Below are 17,138 nucleotides of genomic sequence, written 5' to 3' on the forward strand. Positions count from 1 at the left end.
TGTATGGAATTTTACGACCTGCACACCCATCAGATTTTTTTCGAGGATAACGACGACCCTTATCACTCGTGTATTTTCGACGTATACCCACTTGAATTTGAAGTAGCCAAAGACTCCTACCACCGCCATGCATTCTCATGCGGCATTCATCCATGGTATTCCGAGGATAGTGACACCCAAATGGCCTATCTGAACGAAATTGCCTCAAATCCGCGCATTGTAGCCATTGGGGAGACCGGCCTCGACAAGCTCAAGGGTCCTTCATTCGATGTGCAAATACCAGTTTTTAAAAAACATATAGAACTATCGGAGAAGCTGTGCAAACCGGTGATCATTCACTGCGTAAAAGCCTGGGAGGAACTTATTCAGATTAAAAAAGAGACAAAACCCACTCAACCCTGGATCATACATGGTTACCGCGGAAAGCCGGAGTTAACCAAACGCCTTATTCATGAAGGATTTCTTTTCTCCATTGGAGACCAGATAAACATAGCTTCCATGCAGTTGATACCTGTTAATGCATTGTTTTGTGAAACTGACGAGGATGAAATGACCATCAGGGAAGTCTATCTCCAGACGTCGCAAGCCGTGAATATGAATATGGAAGAGTTTTCCGACATAGTTGCTGAAAACATACGAAGGATATTTCCTACAGTTCAGCCCCCCAGACCATATTATCCGAAGGAAGTGGAAGAAGAAAACTGAGCAGAAGGCAGGTAAATCATCACCTTGGCTCAGTTATGGTTTTTATGATTTTCCCTGAGAAAAGCCTCCAGTGCGGCCGTCATTGAAGGGAAATCTGGTTGTGGTGCTTCACAATCAAGCCGCAGTCCCGCTTCCTCCACTGCTTTGGCAGTAGCCGTGCCAAAACAGCCGATAGCCATGTCTTCCTGTTTAAAATCAGGAAAATTGGTAACCAGAGACTGAATGCCTAATGGGCTGAAAAAGATTATCATGTCATAGTCAAGCTTCTCTCCTTCCTCGAAATCGTTACTTACTGTCCTGTACATCACACTCTTGGTGTAGTTCAGCTTTTTCTCATCGAGGAAAAGGGTCACTTCGTCATTGTGCTCCTCAGGCACAGGAAAGAGAAATTTTTCTTTCGCATGCTTGGTAAAGGCATTGTTTAATCCGTCGATTTTACCTGTCTGGCTGAAAAAAATCTTTCTTTTCCGGTAAACAATATACTTCTGCAGGTACAATGCCACCGTCTCTGAAGTACAAAAATACTTCATCGTTTCGGGGATTGTCACCTTCAACTCCTCACAGATCGAAAAAAATTTGTCAACCGCTGTTCTTGCTGTAAAAATAATTGCAGTGAAATCCAGAATATTAATTCGTTGTTGGCGAAATTCTTTCATCGACACTCTTTCCACCTTAATGAAAGGGTAGAAATGCACCTCAACGTGAAACTTTTCCGCTATATCGTAATAGGGCGATTTTTCGCTACTGGGCCTGGGTTGAGAAATCAGGATTTTCTTTACTTTCCGAATGTTCATATAAAAATATTTCCTGCCAAACTAATGAATAATAGTACTCCTTTATAAAACAGTATATAGGGTGCAATTTCAGTTCCGCAAAGATAGACAAAAAAATAAAAACCTCCGATTTTATTTTTAACAAAAATATTTAATAACCCAAATAAAATGGCGATACGGCTCATAATGAAAATGAACAAAAAAAACATCGCTATATCATTCCTTAGTTCTGGCATGAAAACATAAAACAGTGTGGGCAAAAAAAGGAGGATACCCATCAATTCCACTAATCGGTAATAACGGTTTATCCAGCGTTTCATGTCAGACTGCATAAAAAAGGAACCAATGGCCTTGTACATAAGCAGTTTTAACAAAATAATCACCGCAGGCACCATCAGCAGGCCGATAAAAAAGAATATGTTTCCTCCTATGGAATATACGATTACTTGCTGATCCCTTAGAAAAGTGTAGAGAACAATGGCAAAAAGCAGTATGGCCTGAAGTACCAAAAAAAATTCACCCCAGACTTCGATCGTGGTCACCTGCCCCTTGTAACCGGTAGTATGATGCTTCCTGACAGATAATAATTGTCTGAAATTTCCAATTATGGCTCCTCCCTCCTTGCGGAAGACCAGTGAAAAAATAACGAAGCAGGCAACAAAAAGCAGAAAAAAAACGCTATTTACCCAAAGTGAAAAGGGCATGGGCATCCCTGCATTCCCAACGAGGAAAGAATCGAGATGTGTGGTGGCTAAAGAATCAACGGAAAACAAAATATGATGCGAATCGGTAGGAAGAAATTCATACCGGCCAAAACTCATTTCCAATGAATCAATCTGAAGCGGAAGTTGTTCCACCTTCAGGTAGAACGGAACTTCCCGCAGGGTGTCGGAGATAAACTGGGGCACTTTTATCGCGTATTTTGTCTTTAGACAGCAAATTTACAATTCTTTTTGCTGATATACTGACTCTGAAGGTGGCCGATGGAAGAAATTAATCAAAAGGGCCATGGCCTCCTCCGGAGTAGAAACAACATCCCATGTATTATTCTCCTTCACGAACTTCTCTTCTTTCATTTTATCAAAAAAGGAGAGCAACGGACGGTAGTAATCATTGGTATTGACAATAATAACAGGATTCTCATACAGTCCCAGTTGTTTCCAGGTGATGATTTCGGCCAGCTCCTCCAGGGTACCGAGACCTCCTGGCAAAGCAATAACCGCATGGGCCGCACGGGCCATGCGTTCTTTTCTTTCGTGGATAGTTTGGGTTACAACCGTTTCGTTTAACCGCCCGTGGCACCATCCGGCATCAACCATAAAACGGGGAATGATTCCCTTCACAGTACCACCGTGACGAATTGCGGAATCATTTAAAGCGCCCATCAGTCCCTGACTTCCAGCGCCATTGATACAGACGATGCCTTTCTCCGCAAGAAGCTCCCCCAGACGCTCTGCTGCTTCGTAATAGCATTTATTGACCAGCGGGCTGGAGGCACAGTAGACCACCACTGCACGTTGTGTCTCCTTCATTCTACCTTTATAAACCGAATTCTTTCTTTATTTTCTCTACATAATCCAGCTTTTCCCAGGTAAACAGTTCCACCTCAAGTGACACCTGTTCAGGCATATATCTTGAGCTGAACACCTTCTTCACCTTTTGAGGTTCACGTCCCATATGTCCATAGGAGGCTGTCTCAAAATAGATAGGATTACGCAGTTTCAACCGTTGCTCGATGGCTTTGGGACGCAGATCGAACAACAAGCGGATCTTCTCGGCAATCTCGGCATCCGACAGGCTAATATTACTTTTACCATATGTATTCACATAAATGCTCATCGGCTCCGCTATACCTATGGCGTAAGACAACTGGATCAGTATTTCTGAAGCTACTCCGGCTGCCACCATATTTTTGGCTATGTGACGTGCTGCATAAGCAGCTGAACGATCCACTTTCGATGGGTCCTTCCCTGAAAAGGCGCCTCCGCCGTGTGCTGCCTTTCCGCCATAGGTATCCACGATGATCTTGCGTCCGGTCAGCCCCGTGTCACCGTGAGGACCGCCAATGACAAATTTACCGGTAGGGTTCACATAATATTTGATCTCATTCTCAAAAAGCTTGTGTATGTCTTTTCTGCGTTTGTACTGCGCCTGCACACGCGGAATGAGAATTGTACGCACATCCGTTTCAATGCGTGAGCGCATCTTCTCGTCCGCCTCAAGGGCCGCTTCCCTTGTATTTTGTCGTGGTCTCTCAAACTCGTCGTGCTGGGTGGAAACCACAATGGTGTCTATTCGCAGGGGAGTTCCGTCTTCTGTATATTCCACGGTTACCTGCGACTTTGCATCGGGGCGTAGATAAGGCATCAGATCCGGTTCGTTTTTACGGATGTTGGCCAGTTCCATCAGTAGTGCATGGCTCAGATCGAGCGAGAGCGGCATGAAGTTATCGGTCTCATTGGTTGCATAGCCGAACATCATTCCCTGGTCGCCGGCACCCTGCTCCATGGGATCGGTTTTCTGATCCACACCCCGGTTTATGTCATCGGACTGTTCATGAATACTGGAAAAAACACCGCAGGATTGTGCTTCAAAACGATATTCACTTTTAGTATACCCTATTTTGGCAATCACATCGCGTGCCACTTCTGCCACATCTACATAACTGTTGGATTTCACTTCACCGGCCAGAACCACCTGCCCGGTAGTAACCAGCGTCTCACAAGCCACTTTAGAGTTACGGTCGTACGCCAGAAATTCGTCCAGCAATGCATCGGAAATCTGGTCGGCTACTTTATCGGGATGTCCTTCCGACACCGACTCGGAGGTAAATAAATAATTCATTTTAAAGAAGTTTAGCGTCTGCTGACAGGCATCCACATTTGGCTGTGAAACGAGTGAGAACACCTGACAAAGACAATCGTTGATACTGTTTTATTCAACCTGTGCAGAAACTGTGACAATTGGAAGAAAGGAAATGCAGGAAATTATTTTTAGCATTTTTTTCTGTGGTTGCAAGCAGTTCAAATCTGTCCACATGGCTTGAATCGATACAAAGGTAACAAGAATAACATAAATGCAATGTTAAAGTAGGGTTAAAATAGCGGCTAATAATTTAACGCTTCATTACTATTCGCTGTCCTTCCTTTTTACCCGACCTATCCGTTGATAATCTCCCCTCCGTTGGGGTGCAGACATTGTCCCGACATGTAACTGGAATCGTCACTGGCAAGAAAAAGGAAGCAGGTTGCCACCTCATTTGGTTGCCCGGCACGTCCCATAGGTTTATCACTGCCAAACTTCGCTACTTTTTCCTTATCGAAAGTCGAGACGATCAGTGGTGTCCAGATGGGACCAGGAGCCACGGCGTTCACCCTTATTTTTCTGGCGGCCAGGTTTTGTGCAAGACTTCGTGTAAAAGAAACGATTGCACCCTTGGAAGCAGCATAATCTATTAGCTTTGGACTTCCCCGGTATGCAGTAACGGATGCCGTATTTACAATGGTGCTTCCCTCTTTCAGGTGAGGCATTGCGAATTTGGTTACCCAGAAATAAGAAAAGAAATTGGTATAGAATGTCCGTTCCAGTTGCTCTGTCGTGATATCCTCTATTGTATCCTTCTCCCAGTGAAGGGCTGCATTATTGATAAGGATATCGAGGCGTGAAAAACGGTCGACAGTTTTCTCTACGGCTTTCCTGCAATTCCCTTCTTTAGACAGGTCACCTTTTATAAGCAAACAGCTCCGGCCCATCTCTTCGATTTCTTTTCGGGTATTACGGGCATCTTCCGTCTCACTCAGATAAGCAATTGCAATATCTGCTCCGTGAGAAGCAAAAAGCAACGCGGTAGCTTTACCTATTCCACTGTCACCCCCAGTAATCAGGGCTACTTTATCTTTTAATTTTAAATTGCTGTGTAACGGTTCTGAGTCGGGTACCGGCCTCATTTTTTTTTCTTTACCAGGACGTCTCTGTTGCTGTGCGGGTCTTAGTTTTTTTTCCATCTTGCGCAAAGATTATCTGTTATGACTATACTGATAGAACAGCACTCCATAGCCATTGTTTTGGGATGGAAACTAATAAATACTAAATATCGTTGGATAATCTTGTATTAAAGGATGGCTTTTTCACGCAAACATTGCTCCAGATTCAGATCACCGGTAAGATGGACTACATGGAAGCCCAACTCACGGGCTGTTTCAATATTTGCTGCATTATCGTCAATAAAGAGTGACTCTTCGGCACGAAGAGCGTACCGCTCCAACAGGATCTCGTATAACCGCTTGTCGGGTTTCACAATTTTCTCTTCGCCGGAAACCACAATTCCCTCCATATCCTGAAAAAAGTCGTAAAGCTTCATGGCAACAGGCAACGTTTCTGCCGACCAGTTGGTAAGTCCGTATACTTTGTATTTCTCCTTCAGCGGTCTTATCAGCTTCGTGTTCTCGTCATAAGTACCACCAAGCATCTCTTCCCACCTGCCATAATACAGGGCTATCTCTTCGGCATATTCCGGAAATTTTTCCTGTAGAAGACGGGTACCTTCAGCCAGTGGGCGTCCCTGATCTTGCAACAGATTCCAGTCATACCGGCATATGTTCTCCAGAAAGTATTTTATCTCTTCCTCTGTTTCAAAAACTTTCTGATAGAGGTAAACCGGATTCCAGTCGATCAGTACTCCGCCGAAATCGAAAATAATATTTTTAAGTTCCTTCATTGGATCGAAACATTATAAGGACTGTCTGTATTATTAAATATCCACCGCTTCCGGTTCCGGGATGTCTGTGGGATCCCTTCTCAGGATCACATCATTTTTCGTCGGGGAAACGGGTGTTTTGCGCTGTTCCTTCTCTCCGTCGCCAGTGTGATACTCTTTTAGTGGATAATTTTTCTCCGGATCACTTTGAATAAGGATGACCGGTTTGGGTGAGTCACCTGCAGTGGTCAGGACTTTTGTGTCTGCCGGTCCGGGAATAAATGGATCATTTTTATCTTTGGCGGATCTGTTTCCCTCTTGTACCTGCAACAGACCGGGCGTTTCTTCCAACACCCTGCCTCCGCGAAGATACCGGGATGCATAATAGGGTTCCGTAGAGGACGACACAATAACCCCGTAGTTCGTAGAGGCATGTATAAACCTGAATGTCCCGTCGGGTCGGTTCTCGGTAACAATACCCACATGACCTACCCTGCCGTCGCCTCTTCTGCCTTCAAAAAAGACCAAATCTCCTTTTTTCAGATCTCTTGCATTGTCAATTGTCGGAAACTGCCTTTCCTGCCCTTCGGAGCTTGAATTCAGATTGTAACCAAATTCTCTGAAAACAAATGAAGTAAAGCCGGAACAATCAAATGAACCGGGACCTTTTCCGGCGTAGCGGTAAGGTTTCCCAATAAATTTCCTACTGTAACTTATGAGGTTGTTCTGAACTGAAGTGTAGGAATTTTTTTGGGTGATGATTGTATTGCGCCCGGTCCCGCAGGAAGCAAGAAAAATGGCTGCAAAAAGGATGGCTGCTATTTTATACACTGTCGTAGCATTAAGGATGCACAAAAATAAACAAAAACCTGATATAAGGTCCTTCTTTTAACAATAAATAGTCTTATTTGGAAAATATGGATAATTGATTTTTATCATGTATCTTTGCAGCCTGAAAAAATTGAATATTATGATTACTGCAGACCAACTGAAAGATGTGTTGGAGCGCGAGCAGGCGCTGAGGGGGTATCTTTGACGTCGATGCGAAGATAATACAACTCCAGGAAGAAGAACTGCGTACCCAGTCGCCCGACTTCTGGAACGATGCCAAAGCCGCCGAAAGCCAGATGCAGGTTGTGCGTGACCTGAAGTTTTGGATCAATGCATACAATGAGGTAAAATCGGCAACTGAAGAGTTACAACTTGCATTTGACTTCATGAAGGAAGAAATCGTTTCCGAGGAAGAAGTCGATGTCAATTATACCAGAGCAGTCACACTGATTGAAGATCTGGAATTAAAAAATATGCTCCGTCGCGAGGAAGACAAGCTTGGAGCCGTACTGAAAATAAATGCAGGCGCCGGTGGGACGGAAAGCCAGGACTGGGCTTCCATGTTGTTTCGCATGTACCAGCGCTGGTGTGAAAGCAAAAACTATAAAACGACTGTCACCAACTGGCAGGACGGCGATGATGCCGGCATTAAGACTGCCACACTGCAGGTCGAAGGCAATCTGGCATATGGCTTCCTGAAAAGCGAGAACGGAGTGCACCGTCTGGTACGCGTATCGCCTTACAATGCACAGGGAAAGCGTATGACTTCCTTCGCATCGGTATTCGTGGTACCATTGGTAGACGATACCATTGAAATAGATGTAAATCCGGCAAACCTGAGTTGGGACACTTTCCGCTCGTCGGGAGCCGGGGGGCAAAATGTGAATAAGGTGGAGACCGGCGTACGTTTGCATTACCTTTATAAAGATCCCGATACGGGCGAAGAGCAGGAGATCGTGATTGAAAATACGGAAAGCCGTTCTCAAATGGGTAACCGGGAAAATGCAATGCGGCTGCTCAAATCTCAACTCTATGAGATCGAGATCGAAAAGCGCCGTGCAGCGCAAGCAGCTATTGAGGCGGGTAAAAAGAAAATCGAGTGGGGTTCCCAGATCCGCAGTTATGTTTTCGACGACCGTCGTGTGAAAGATCACCGTACCAACTATCAGACATCCGATGTCAACGGCGTCATGGATGGTGATCTTGACGAATTCATCAAAGCCTTTTTAATGGAATTTGGCGGATCTGAATAATTTTTTCAGTGCATATCCTGTCCTACAATTTGTTTTCGACAGATAATCCGAACAGGGCGAAATCATACCTAACCGGATCGTCGGCATCCATTTCCCGGAGAACATGAGTCAGTTCAAGCGCTGTCTTCCAGTCGGTCTGTTTGCGCTTGATCAGTCCGAGCTGACGTGCAGTTCTGTCCACATGCAGGTCGATGGGACAGATGAGTGCATGTGGCGGAATCTTTTCCCATAAACCGAAATCCACCCCTTTGTCATCCTTCCTGACCATCCAGCGCAGGAACATATTCAACCGTTTACAGGCAGAGTTGCGTGCAGGGGTTGCCACATGTTTGCGCGTACGTGCCGGTGCATGGGGATGATTAAAAAAGTTGTGCTCAAAATAAATCAGTGATTCTTCCACATTTTTAAACCCTCCGTCACACAGGAAAGCAGCCTCCAGGCTCTCATACTTTTGATAATGCCTTCGAAAGAAATCAACAAAATACATCAGATCGGTATCGTTAAAGGTTCGATGCTTGAAACCAAGCAGCAGCTTCAGGTCTTTTTCGCTATGCTCCATCACAAACCGGAAAGGTTCATTTCCCAACCGGTCAGCCAGCTCATGACATTTTGAGATGATAGTTTTTCGCTGTCCCCATGCCAGAATAGCTGCAAAAAAACCCATAATTTCCCGGTCCTGTTTGCCTGAAAAGAGATGAGGAACAGATATCGGATCCTTTTCAATAAAGTGAATATTGTTGTATTGATCCGCTTTTTCGTCAAGAAACTTTTTTAAATTAAACATATACAGTAATTATTCCCGCAAAAATAGGCCTATTTCCTGAAAAAATGTACATTTGCAGAAAGAACCGACTTTTCCAGTTACGCATGACAAGCCAACACAATGCATTTGCCACCTTCCTGAAGTGCACTCTCCTCGTAGCCTTCAGTTTCATTTTTCATACTATTGCAGGCCAGATAAGCCACGGTGGAAGGCCCCTACCTCTTCATGCTGGCGCCACATCAAGAGCCTTAATGCCTGCGGCCGGATTGTTCGTCGAAATGCCCTCCTTCGATAAACAAGCTGCATTATGGCGTTCCCAACAGGAGCGGACACAATTCAAAAGCCTTGAATTTGCACACAAATTTTTTGTACACCTCCGCCCCGACAATTCTGGTGTAACATTTATATCGGGCACCATGAAGGTATGGCGGGTGGGTATCCGCTCCAACGGAGCTTATTCGCTGAACATACTCTTTTCAAAATTTCGTTTGCCGGCCGGTGCGAAACTTTTTGTCTATAATGCCGACCAGACGGAGATACTGGGTTCCTTCACACAGGAAAATAATACGGAATTAAACCTCCTTCCCCTGCAACCCATTGGCGGAGAAGAGCTGATCGTGGAGTATCAGGAGCCGTTAGGGGCCGACTTCACTGGTGAAATTGAAGTAGGAGAAGTAAATCACGATTTTGTGGGTATCTTCCGGGCAGCTGAGCCTCGTGATCCCGCCTATTCCTGTCATCCCAACCTTATCTGTTACCCGGAGGATGTACAACCGGGAAGTGGTGTCGTGGCCCTGATTATAAACGGAACCACTTATTGTACCGGATCACTCATCAACAATACCTCCAACGACGGGACTCCCTATCTTATTACAGCTACCCATTGCCTTAATAACGATTATAATGCCTCATTTCTGGCTGACAGGAAATATGACGTGGTAGCAGGGCGAATTGTCGTTTTTTTCAATTACGACTCACCGCTATGTGGGACGGATATCCGTGGGCCGTTACAAATGACCATGGCCTCTGCCGACTCGATACTGATCAGTGAACGACACGATATATCGCTGTTGAGACTGAAACAGACCCCTCCGAAAGAGTATCAACCCTGGTATCTGGGGTGGAATGCGGGAACAGCCCCTACTGCTCCCTTTCACGGGTTACACCATCCCAACGGCGGTATCAAGAAGGTGGCTATTGAAGAAGGATCGTTGGGTATCAGCTCTTTCGATGATCCAAAATACAATATGGAACCCAATTCATTCTGGGTGGTGAGGGATTGGGAAACTGCTTCCACAGAAGGCGGTTCTTCCGGATCTCCTCTTCTGGACAGAGAGAAACGCATCGTGGGCACGCTTACCGGTGGGGTTTCACAATGTTCGTCAACGCGCGGTCCCGATGTGTACGCCTCGCTGCAAAAGTTCTGGCACGTGAACGGCTCACTCGAAAATCCCAATCCCATCAGTTTTTATCTCGATCCGAAAGGATCACAGACCATGCAGATGAATGGCTTTAACCCATATGCTTCGGAACCCTTCACCAAAAGTCATAATTTTAAAACCAACGAGACACCGGTGGTAACTTATTTCCAATCAGTACCCATGTTTGCAACTGGTAACACATTCGGCTATACGGAATTTGCAGAAGAGTTTTATGTCAGGAAACAGGTACAGCTACAGGGTGTTTTTATTTCTTCCCCTTCCACCAGCAACATATTGAACCTGAATATCCGTATCAAAGTTTATTCTGGAGACGAGGGTCCGCATCAACTTCTTTATGAACAACCCTACGATTATAGTTACCGCTATCACAACAATGGCAGTTTCCCGTTGGCTCAACGTGATATGAGAAACAATCTCGAGAATTATATCAGGTTTTCTCGACCCGTCACGGTATCGGGACCATTCTATATCTCCTACTCCGATGCAAACGGAATTCCTGCCGGCTTTTCATCCTTTAATACGGACCCCAGAAAATTAGGCTCGGGAATCATTTCCACTGCATGGATGAAAAATACCACGGGATGGGTAAGGTCTTCGGAAAACATAGAAAACCCCATTAACACCTCCCTGCTCATAGCACCATATGTAATTGGGAGCGAATCTGTTGAAGCGGAACCAGAGGCCGAAGCGCCAGAGATGAAAGTATATTATTCAGGTGAAGTAAAACGAATCTTCATCGAATCGAACCGCGACCTCCTTCAATGGGAGATATTTTATTCATCTGGACAGAAAGTACATCAGGAAAGTACAGACAAAAGCATAAACAGGGCTTCCTATTCTACAGCACACCTGCCAGGCGGAGTATACATTGTAAAGGTGAAAACCAGCGAAGGAAAAACCAGTGTAAAGAAAGTGCTTGTCATGTAGCAAATCATTCTTTTTCCGCTATGTCTTTGTTTTCTTACTGGACTGTCCGCTCTGCACTATTTTCCATCTGTTCCTTCAGGTAAGAGGAAATGATGTTGCTCCCTCCACCAGATGATGTATTGGCGCGGCTGTACTCGACTGTCTTTTCAGTCGCAGGTTTGGCAGGGACTACCACTTCTCTCATGCCCACGATAAGTTGATCACCCGCACCGATACGTGTCGATTTCAATCCGTTCCAGGACTGAATCTGTGATATATCCACACCATTTTCGCGAGCAATCTTTCCAAGGGTATCCCCTTTTCTCACCCGGTAATATTGGTTGATCTGCTCAACTCCTTTCGAAGTTTCTTCCGCCAGCATAATTGCAGTTTGTTCTTTATTTTCCTGTGCGGGTGCGGCTACTTCCCGTTGTCCCACAATCAGCCTTTTCCCGATACCAATATTATTCGATTTCAAACCATTCCATGATTTCAGCTGGGTGAGAGAAATTCCGTTTTTACGGGCAATAGTGGAGAGATTATCTCCTTTTTTTACACTATAATATACATTGGTACTATTTCCGGAAGCCGACAGCCCGTATCCTTCCAGGTATCTGTCTGTATTGCTCCGGTGGGTAAGATACTGACTTCGTTGAAAATTAGTAATTTCTGTTCCCTTATCAATAAAAGAATACATCTTTTCAGATGGAAGGACCAGCGAATAAGCCTTAAAGTCACCAGGGATCACATCTTTTTTGAATTGCGGATTGAGGCGACGCACGTCATTCACCGGAATTTCCAGCACTCCGGCAATCTGTTCGAGATGAATTCGTGTATTCACCTGCACCGTGTCCAGGGCTACAGCAGTATTGTAAGGGTGAGCGGGGCAGATGTTATGATCGGCGTAATAACTCATAATGTAATTGGCAGCAATAAAAGCGGGGACATATCCTCTTGTTTCGCGGGGCAAACGGTTATAAATTTCCCAATAGTCCCTTTTTCCACCACTTCGGGCAATTGCCTTGTTCACATTCCCCGGCCCACAATTATAGGCCGCTATCACAAGATTCCAGTCTCCATAGATAGCATAGAGATCCTTCAGGTAGAGAGCAGCTGCGTCGGTCGACTTGTAGGGGTCGCGCCGTTCATCTACCAGACTATTCACTTCCAGCCCATAACTTTTACCGGTAAGCAACATGAACTGCCAAAGTCCCGTTGCACCGGCACGGGATACTGCCACCGGATTGAGAGCCGATTCAATCACAGGCAGATACTTCAGCTCCAGTGGCAAACCGTGTCTGTCCAGTGCCTGTTCAAACATTGGAAAATAATAATCTCCCAGTGCGAGCATATAACTCACCTGTTCTCTTTTCCTGTCGGCATACATCTCAATATACTTCTTCACAACGCTGTTGAAGGACAATTCCATCTCCGTAGGCATGCTGTAAAGCCTGTTTGTATATACGGAATCGTGGAAATACACATTTTTTCCCCTCTCACACTCGGTTTCGGCGCCTTTCAAATTGAGCTGCCATGCTTTCAGCAGATCACTCAATTGCTCAGTCATACTTTCAGGATATACAATCGCACTGTCGCTGATAGAGTCAATGGTTGAAATCGTGTTATGTTGAGCTGGCAGCATTGTATACAAGCATAATCCTGTTAACGTGAGTAAAAATAGATTTCTCATGAAATAATTATTTAAAAACTAAAACTCCATTGAACCCCATATGCGGAGTTTCCTTTATTCATGGGCCGCTCTTCCTTCAAAAGAGCCGGTGCCACACGCATTGACAAATCGGGACTGATGTCAAAGTCAAACAATTGTGCGTCCACATAGGCATCCACGATGGCTACGAGATACAAAGCGACCGTTCCTATAATGCTTAGATCCCTGTAATATCGGTAATAATCCTTCCGTTGTTGCAAAACACCTTTGAACCACTCCTGATCCACACTTTCCCAATCCAAGCCATAAGGCAGCATATCACGCCAGCGATATGTACCCGGGTCGTCATCCATAATATCCTGATAAGCTCCCAGATAATCGCGGTAATAGCCGTTATTCCAGGATATGGCGTATGTAAAACCTACAAATCCTCCATACAGAATGGGCAATTTCCAGTATTTACGGTTATATATCTGTCCCAGGCCCGGAAAAATAGCCGAGTAAATCACTGCCTTCCGGGGAGAGGGTTTGAAAAGATAGGCAGGAGCGAACAAAGCATCGGAAGAAGTAGCTGTTATGACACTATCGACCTTACTGCGCATTGGGTCTCCTTGAACAAAAGGCACATCAATACTGTCTGAAGAGATGATGGATGAGTCCTTTGCGATGGATTTTAACGAATCATTTTCAATAGAGATGACCGAATCCTGTAGCTGGTATGTTGAGAGAGGCCGTGCCCAGATGCCTGTAGCACAACAAACAAAGAACATCCAAACGAGAATTCCGGTAATCTTCATCTTAAGGGCAGTTATTTCATCTTGTCGAACATCACCATAATACGTTCCAGATCTTCCGGTGAATTAAACGGGATGGTAATTTTCCCGTTACCACGCTTGTTATAACTGAACTGTACATCTGTTTTAAAATAGGCAGACAGATGTTGTTTCAATACATCAAAATCGTCTGTCCATAATTTATTCGGGGTTCTCTTTTCCGGCTTGATTTTTTTACGGGACGCCGGAGTGGGCAAGGGTTTCCCATCACTAAAATCGCGCACGATCGCTTCTACTTTTCGTACAGAAAGACCTTCCTCGAGAATCAGATTATAGAGTAACAATTGTGACACCGGATCGTTCATGGTTACCAGTGCACGGGCATGTCCCATATCTATTTTCTTGTCTTTCACCCCCATCTGCACCTCGGCAGGAAGCTTTAACAGCCGCAGGTAATTGGCGATGGTAGCACGCTTTTTCCCCACCCTCTCGCTTAGCTGTTCCTGTGTCAGGGAAAGGCTGTCTATGAGTGATTGGTAGGCCAGAGCAATTTCAATTGAGTTGAGGTCTTCGCGTTGAATGTTTTCTACCAGTGCCATCTCCATGGTTTCGAAGTCATCCGCTGTCTTAATATAGGCAGGGATGGACGTCAATCCCGCCATCTGGGAGGCGCGGTAACGACGCTCACCAGCAATGATCTGATAGGAATCATCGTCAATTTTACGCAGTGTGACAGGTTGTATCAGGCCTATGGACTTAATGGAAGCAGCCAGCTCCTGCAGTGCCTCTTCATTTATCACACGACGCGGTTGACCGGAGTTCGGAACTATCTGATCGAGTTCTACTTCGTTGATGGAAGAAGAACCCTGTGTCTCGCCGTCGTTGAATGTTATCAAAGCATCCAGTCCTCTTCCCAATGCATTCTTTCTAGCCATATTCAATCCGGTAAAAAGACAAAGTTATAATTTTTTTTCGATTAGTTCCTGTGCGAGCTGCATATGGTTCACGGCACCTCTGGATCCTGCATCGTACATCAAAGCAGGTTTTGCGTGGCTTTGCGATTCACTGAGTGTAATATTACGTTGAATGACCGTAGTGAAAACCAACTCCTTAAAGTGATGCTTTACTTCCTCATATATCTGATTGTGAAGACGAAGTCTCGAATCATACATGGTAAGTACAAAACCCTCAATCTCCAGCCGGGTATTGAGTTTTGATTTGATAATCTTGATCGTGTTTAACAGTTTACTCAATCCTTCGAGTGCAAAATATTCGCATTGCACCGGAATAAGTACCGAGTCGGCGGCAGTAAGTGCATTCACTGTGATGATTCCCAGCGAAGGAGAACAGTCGATAAGAATATAGTCGTAAATATCCTGCAGCGGATGCAACAGGTCTCTCAGTCTTTTTTCCCTGTTTTCCATCTGCACCATCTCCAGCTCTGCACCTACCAGATTGATGTGAGACGAGATGATGTCAATATTTTCAAAAGGTGTCTTATGAACGGCCTCCTGGGGGGTACACTTGCCGATTAAACCTTCATAAATAGTATTCGCTGTTTTTTTAATGTCGATACCCAGTCCGGAAGAAGCGTTTGCCTGCGGGTCGGCATCCACCACCAATACCTTTTTGTCCAACGCAGCCAACGAGGCGGCAAGGTTGATCGTGGTGGTTGTTTTTCCCACCCCTCCTTTCTGATTTGCCAACGAGATGATTCTACCCATACATATAGTTTTGTTTACAGACAACAGCGTTTCCGGAAATTGAGTATGTTTAACCGTATCTTTAAAAACCTGCTGTTTAAGAGGCAAAATAAGTAATAAATCAGATAATTCTGTGTTAATTAATTAAAACATTGGTATTTTTGTTGATAAATCGAAAGAATGATTACAGAGTGTCTCCTATTCCCATAAAAAATCAGTATCTCTCCCATTTTTTCCTAACAGGTTATCCTTCTGAAAGAAAAACTCCTTTTCACCAAAAGCAGGCAACAACTCGTCGAACCAGGTGGCTTTTTTGTCGTATCTGGCAAAGAAGGGAATATCTATCAGATCGGGATTTCTACACTGCAGAAAGCGCAGGACAAAAACTTTTTCACCCTTGACTTCCGATATGCCAAGAATCTGAATCTTTCCCGGACTTGCACTCATGCTGGGTCCGCGGACCGTACGACAGACACCGCTCACGCTGCGATAAGCCTTTCGGAAGATGTTCCATGCCTTCTCAAGAGGAACATCGAAAAATGCTTTTGAACCCGTATCGCGGGCCACAAACATGTAGTATGGTATCAACCCGAGCCTTACCTGTTCTTTCCACATCTCTGCCCATACCGCGGGATCATCGTTGATGTGTCGGAGCAAGGGTGATTGTGTCCTGATCTGAGCTCCCGTATTCTGAATTCTGGCAATTGCCTGCCTTACGGCTTCGGTGGAAAGTTCTACAGGATGGTTAAAGTGCGCTTGAAATGCGAGGTGCTTCCCTGCTTTTTTCACCTTCTCGAAAAGTCGCAGCATTTCGTCGGCATCCTTATCGGTCAAGAACCGGTAAGGCCAGTATGACAATGTCTTGGATCCGATACGGATGTTCCTGATATGTGAAAATTCCTTTGTTAAAAGCGGCTCAATGTAGGCCGCCATGATATTTGCTTTGGCCGTTAGCGGATCACCTCCGGTGAAAAGCACATCCGAGACTCTGGTGTGCCTCTGCAGATAGCGATGAAGCAGATCAGCCTCCTTCATTGCAAACTTCAATTCATTCATTCCGGAGAACTGAGGCCAGCGAAAGCAGAAGGTACAATATGCATGACAGGTCTGTCCCTGGCTGGGAAAGAACAATACTGTTTCCCGGTATTTGTGCTGCATGCCATGTAATTTAATCCCGTCAATAGCGGGAACATTATGCTCCTGTCCTGCGGGGTTCGGATTGAGTTTCATTCTGATTTCATAGACCTTTTTTTTCAAACCGTCTTCATCATTTTCATCCATCAGCTTCTTTACCTGGTTGTAATGCGACCTCGAAAGCATTTCTTTTCGTGGAAAAGTAAGTGTATAAATAGGGTCATCGGGTACGTTATGCCAGTCAATCAGTTCTTCAACTACATAGTTATTTGATTTAAAAGGCAACACCTGACCTACAACCCCTATAGCTTCCCGTTCTTCGCCGGATAGTGCACTCAATTGGGATAAATCATTGTAATTACGAAGGATAAAGTTTCTGTATTTAATCGTTTCCATTTGCATATAAATCTTTTTTTTGTATATGAACTACAGACAGGGAAGAAGAAATCCACCGAATAAAAATGTGAAAGGAGAAGAAGCGTATTTGCAG

16 protein-coding genes are annotated in these 17,138 nt (G+C 44.8%); 3 read left to right on the forward strand and 13 right to left on the reverse strand.

Translation table 11 applies throughout. From position 1 onward, the window contains the following. Positions 1-3 precede the first annotated feature (3 nt). Positions 4-705, forward strand: a complete 702-nt coding sequence (locus tag AC1HCU_RS10930; protein ID WP_480365916.1) for a TatD family hydrolase — start codon at positions 4-6, stop codon at positions 703-705. Positions 706-734: 29 nt separating this feature from the next. Here AC1HCU_RS10930 and AC1HCU_RS10935 read toward each other — a convergent pair whose 3' ends face one another. The 7 genes from AC1HCU_RS10935 to AC1HCU_RS10965 form a co-directional block, all read right to left on the reverse strand. Continuing rightward, the gene (locus AC1HCU_RS10935; RefSeq protein WP_480365919.1) at positions 735-1,499 is read right to left on the reverse strand and encodes a uroporphyrinogen-III synthase; all 765 of its coding nucleotides are present in this window, start codon (positions 1,497-1,499) and stop codon (positions 735-737) included. Then, entirely contained in the window at positions 1,496-2,386 is an 891-nt protein-coding gene (locus tag AC1HCU_RS10940; protein WP_480365922.1) for a DUF4271 domain-containing protein, read from the reverse strand. Before AC1HCU_RS10940 ends, AC1HCU_RS10935 begins: the two co-directional genes overlap by 4 nt. 33 nt (positions 2,387-2,419) lie before the next feature. Continuing rightward, positions 2,420-3,010 (reverse strand): LOG family protein, encoded by a 591-nt coding sequence (locus AC1HCU_RS10945; RefSeq protein ID WP_480365924.1) that lies wholly within the window; start codon positions 3,008-3,010, stop codon positions 2,420-2,422. Between the two features lie 7 nt (positions 3,011-3,017). Further along, positions 3,018-4,322 carry a methionine adenosyltransferase gene (gene metK / locus AC1HCU_RS10950; RefSeq protein ID WP_480365928.1) on the reverse strand — a complete coding sequence of 435 codons (1,305 nt, stop codon included), beginning with the start codon at positions 4,320-4,322 and terminating at the stop codon, positions 3,018-3,020. A 314-nt stretch (positions 4,323-4,636) separates the two neighbouring features. Beyond that, positions 4,637-5,482 carry an SDR family oxidoreductase gene (locus AC1HCU_RS10955; protein ID WP_480365931.1) on the reverse strand — a complete coding sequence of 282 codons (846 nt, stop codon included), beginning with the start codon at positions 5,480-5,482 and terminating at the stop codon, positions 4,637-4,639. A gap of 107 nt (positions 5,483-5,589) precedes the next feature. Beyond that, the gene (locus AC1HCU_RS10960; RefSeq protein ID WP_480365934.1) at positions 5,590-6,195 is read right to left on the reverse strand and encodes an HAD family hydrolase; all 606 of its coding nucleotides are present in this window, start codon (positions 6,193-6,195) and stop codon (positions 5,590-5,592) included. Between the two features lie 33 nt (positions 6,196-6,228). Continuing rightward, positions 6,229-7,005, reverse strand: a complete 777-nt coding sequence (locus tag AC1HCU_RS10965; RefSeq protein ID WP_480365937.1) for a C40 family peptidase — start codon at positions 7,003-7,005, stop codon at positions 6,229-6,231. 139 nt (positions 7,006-7,144) lie between these two features. On the opposite strand from AC1HCU_RS10965, the gene prfB reads away from it, so the two are divergent. After that, positions 7,145-8,258, forward strand: a protein-coding gene (gene prfB / locus AC1HCU_RS10970; RefSeq protein ID WP_480365939.1) for a peptide chain release factor 2 whose coding sequence is annotated in 2 segments (ribosomal slippage) — positions 7,145-7,207 and positions 7,209-8,258 — 1,113 coding nt in all. Because the reading frame shifts where the segments join, the coding sequence is not laid out codon by codon here. Between the two features lie 22 nt (positions 8,259-8,280). Here prfB and AC1HCU_RS10975 read toward each other — a convergent pair. After that, entirely contained in the window at positions 8,281-9,042 is a 762-nt protein-coding gene (locus tag AC1HCU_RS10975) for a TIGR02757 family protein (RefSeq protein ID WP_480365942.1), read from the reverse strand. A gap of 44 nt (positions 9,043-9,086) precedes the next feature. Between AC1HCU_RS10975 and AC1HCU_RS10980 the strand changes: the two genes are divergently transcribed. Further along, positions 9,087-11,390 carry a trypsin-like serine protease gene (locus tag AC1HCU_RS10980; protein ID WP_480365944.1) on the forward strand — a complete coding sequence of 768 codons (2,304 nt, stop codon included), beginning with the start codon at positions 9,087-9,089 and terminating at the stop codon, positions 11,388-11,390. Positions 11,391-11,424: 34 nt separating this feature from the next. Here the strand turns inward: AC1HCU_RS10980 and AC1HCU_RS10985 are convergent, their stop codons facing one another. The 5 genes from AC1HCU_RS10985 to AC1HCU_RS11005 all read right to left on the reverse strand — a co-directional run bounded on the left by AC1HCU_RS10985 (position 11,425) and on the right by AC1HCU_RS11005 (position 17,044). Beyond that, positions 11,425-13,059 carry a lytic transglycosylase domain-containing protein gene (locus AC1HCU_RS10985; RefSeq protein WP_480365946.1) on the reverse strand — a complete coding sequence of 545 codons (1,635 nt, stop codon included), beginning with the start codon at positions 13,057-13,059 and terminating at the stop codon, positions 11,425-11,427. Positions 13,060-13,070: 11 nt separating this feature from the next. Next, positions 13,071-13,835 carry a DUF5683 domain-containing protein gene (locus tag AC1HCU_RS10990; protein ID WP_480365949.1) on the reverse strand — a complete coding sequence of 255 codons (765 nt, stop codon included), beginning with the start codon at positions 13,833-13,835 and terminating at the stop codon, positions 13,071-13,073. An 11-nt stretch (positions 13,836-13,846) separates the two neighbouring features. Continuing rightward, positions 13,847-14,746, reverse strand: coding sequence for a ParB/RepB/Spo0J family partition protein (locus tag AC1HCU_RS10995; RefSeq protein WP_480365952.1), 900 nt, complete (start codon positions 14,744-14,746; stop codon positions 13,847-13,849). 24 nt (positions 14,747-14,770) lie between these two features. Then, positions 14,771-15,535 (reverse strand): ParA family protein, encoded by a 765-nt coding sequence (locus AC1HCU_RS11000; protein ID WP_480365954.1) that lies wholly within the window; start codon positions 15,533-15,535, stop codon positions 14,771-14,773. Between the two features lie 177 nt (positions 15,536-15,712). Continuing rightward, the gene (locus AC1HCU_RS11005) at positions 15,713-17,044 is read right to left on the reverse strand and encodes a KamA family radical SAM protein (protein WP_480365957.1); all 1,332 of its coding nucleotides are present in this window, start codon (positions 17,042-17,044) and stop codon (positions 15,713-15,715) included. Positions 17,045-17,138: the final 94 nt, after the last annotated feature.

This window comes from Proteiniphilum sp. LBM24028 (assembly GCF_056629195.1).

Bases quoted from the DNA above. Each gene is read 5' to 3' on its own strand.
- AC1HCU_RS10960 (WP_480365934.1), bottom strand. From the start codon at position 6,195: ATGAAGGAACTTAAAAATATTATTTTCGATTTCGGCGGAGTACTGATC.
- AC1HCU_RS10995 (WP_480365952.1), bottom strand. From the start codon at position 14,746: ATGGCTAGAAAGAATGCATTGGGAAGAGGACTGGATGCTTTGATAACA.
- AC1HCU_RS10955 (WP_480365931.1), bottom strand. From the start codon at position 5,482: ATGGAAAAAAAACTAAGACCCGCACAGCAACAGAGACGTCCTGGTAAA.
- AC1HCU_RS10990 (WP_480365949.1), bottom strand. From the start codon at position 13,835: ATGAAGATTACCGGAATTCTCGTTTGGATGTTCTTTGTTTGTTGTGCT.
- AC1HCU_RS10935 (WP_480365919.1), bottom strand. From the start codon at position 1,499: ATGAACATTCGGAAAGTAAAGAAAATCCTGATTTCTCAACCCAGGCCC.
- AC1HCU_RS10975 (WP_480365942.1), bottom strand. From the start codon at position 9,042: ATGTTTAATTTAAAAAAGTTTCTTGACGAAAAAGCGGATCAATACAAC.
- AC1HCU_RS10985 (WP_480365946.1), bottom strand. From the start codon at position 13,059: ATGAGAAATCTATTTTTACTCACGTTAACAGGATTATGCTTGTATACA.
- AC1HCU_RS10945 (WP_480365924.1), bottom strand. From the start codon at position 3,010: ATGAAGGAGACACAACGTGCAGTGGTGGTCTACTGTGCCTCCAGCCCG.
- AC1HCU_RS11000 (WP_480365954.1), bottom strand. From the start codon at position 15,535: ATGGGTAGAATCATCTCGTTGGCAAATCAGAAAGGAGGGGTGGGAAAA.
- metK (WP_480365928.1), bottom strand. From the start codon at position 4,322: ATGAATTATTTATTTACCTCCGAGTCGGTGTCGGAAGGACATCCCGAT.
- AC1HCU_RS10930 (WP_480365916.1), top strand. From the start codon at position 4: ATGGAATTTTACGACCTGCACACCCATCAGATTTTTTTCGAGGATAAC.
- AC1HCU_RS10980 (WP_480365944.1), top strand. From the start codon at position 9,087: ATGTACATTTGCAGAAAGAACCGACTTTTCCAGTTACGCATGACAAGC.
- AC1HCU_RS11005 (WP_480365957.1), bottom strand. From the start codon at position 17,044: ATGGAAACGATTAAATACAGAAACTTTATCCTTCGTAATTACAATGAT.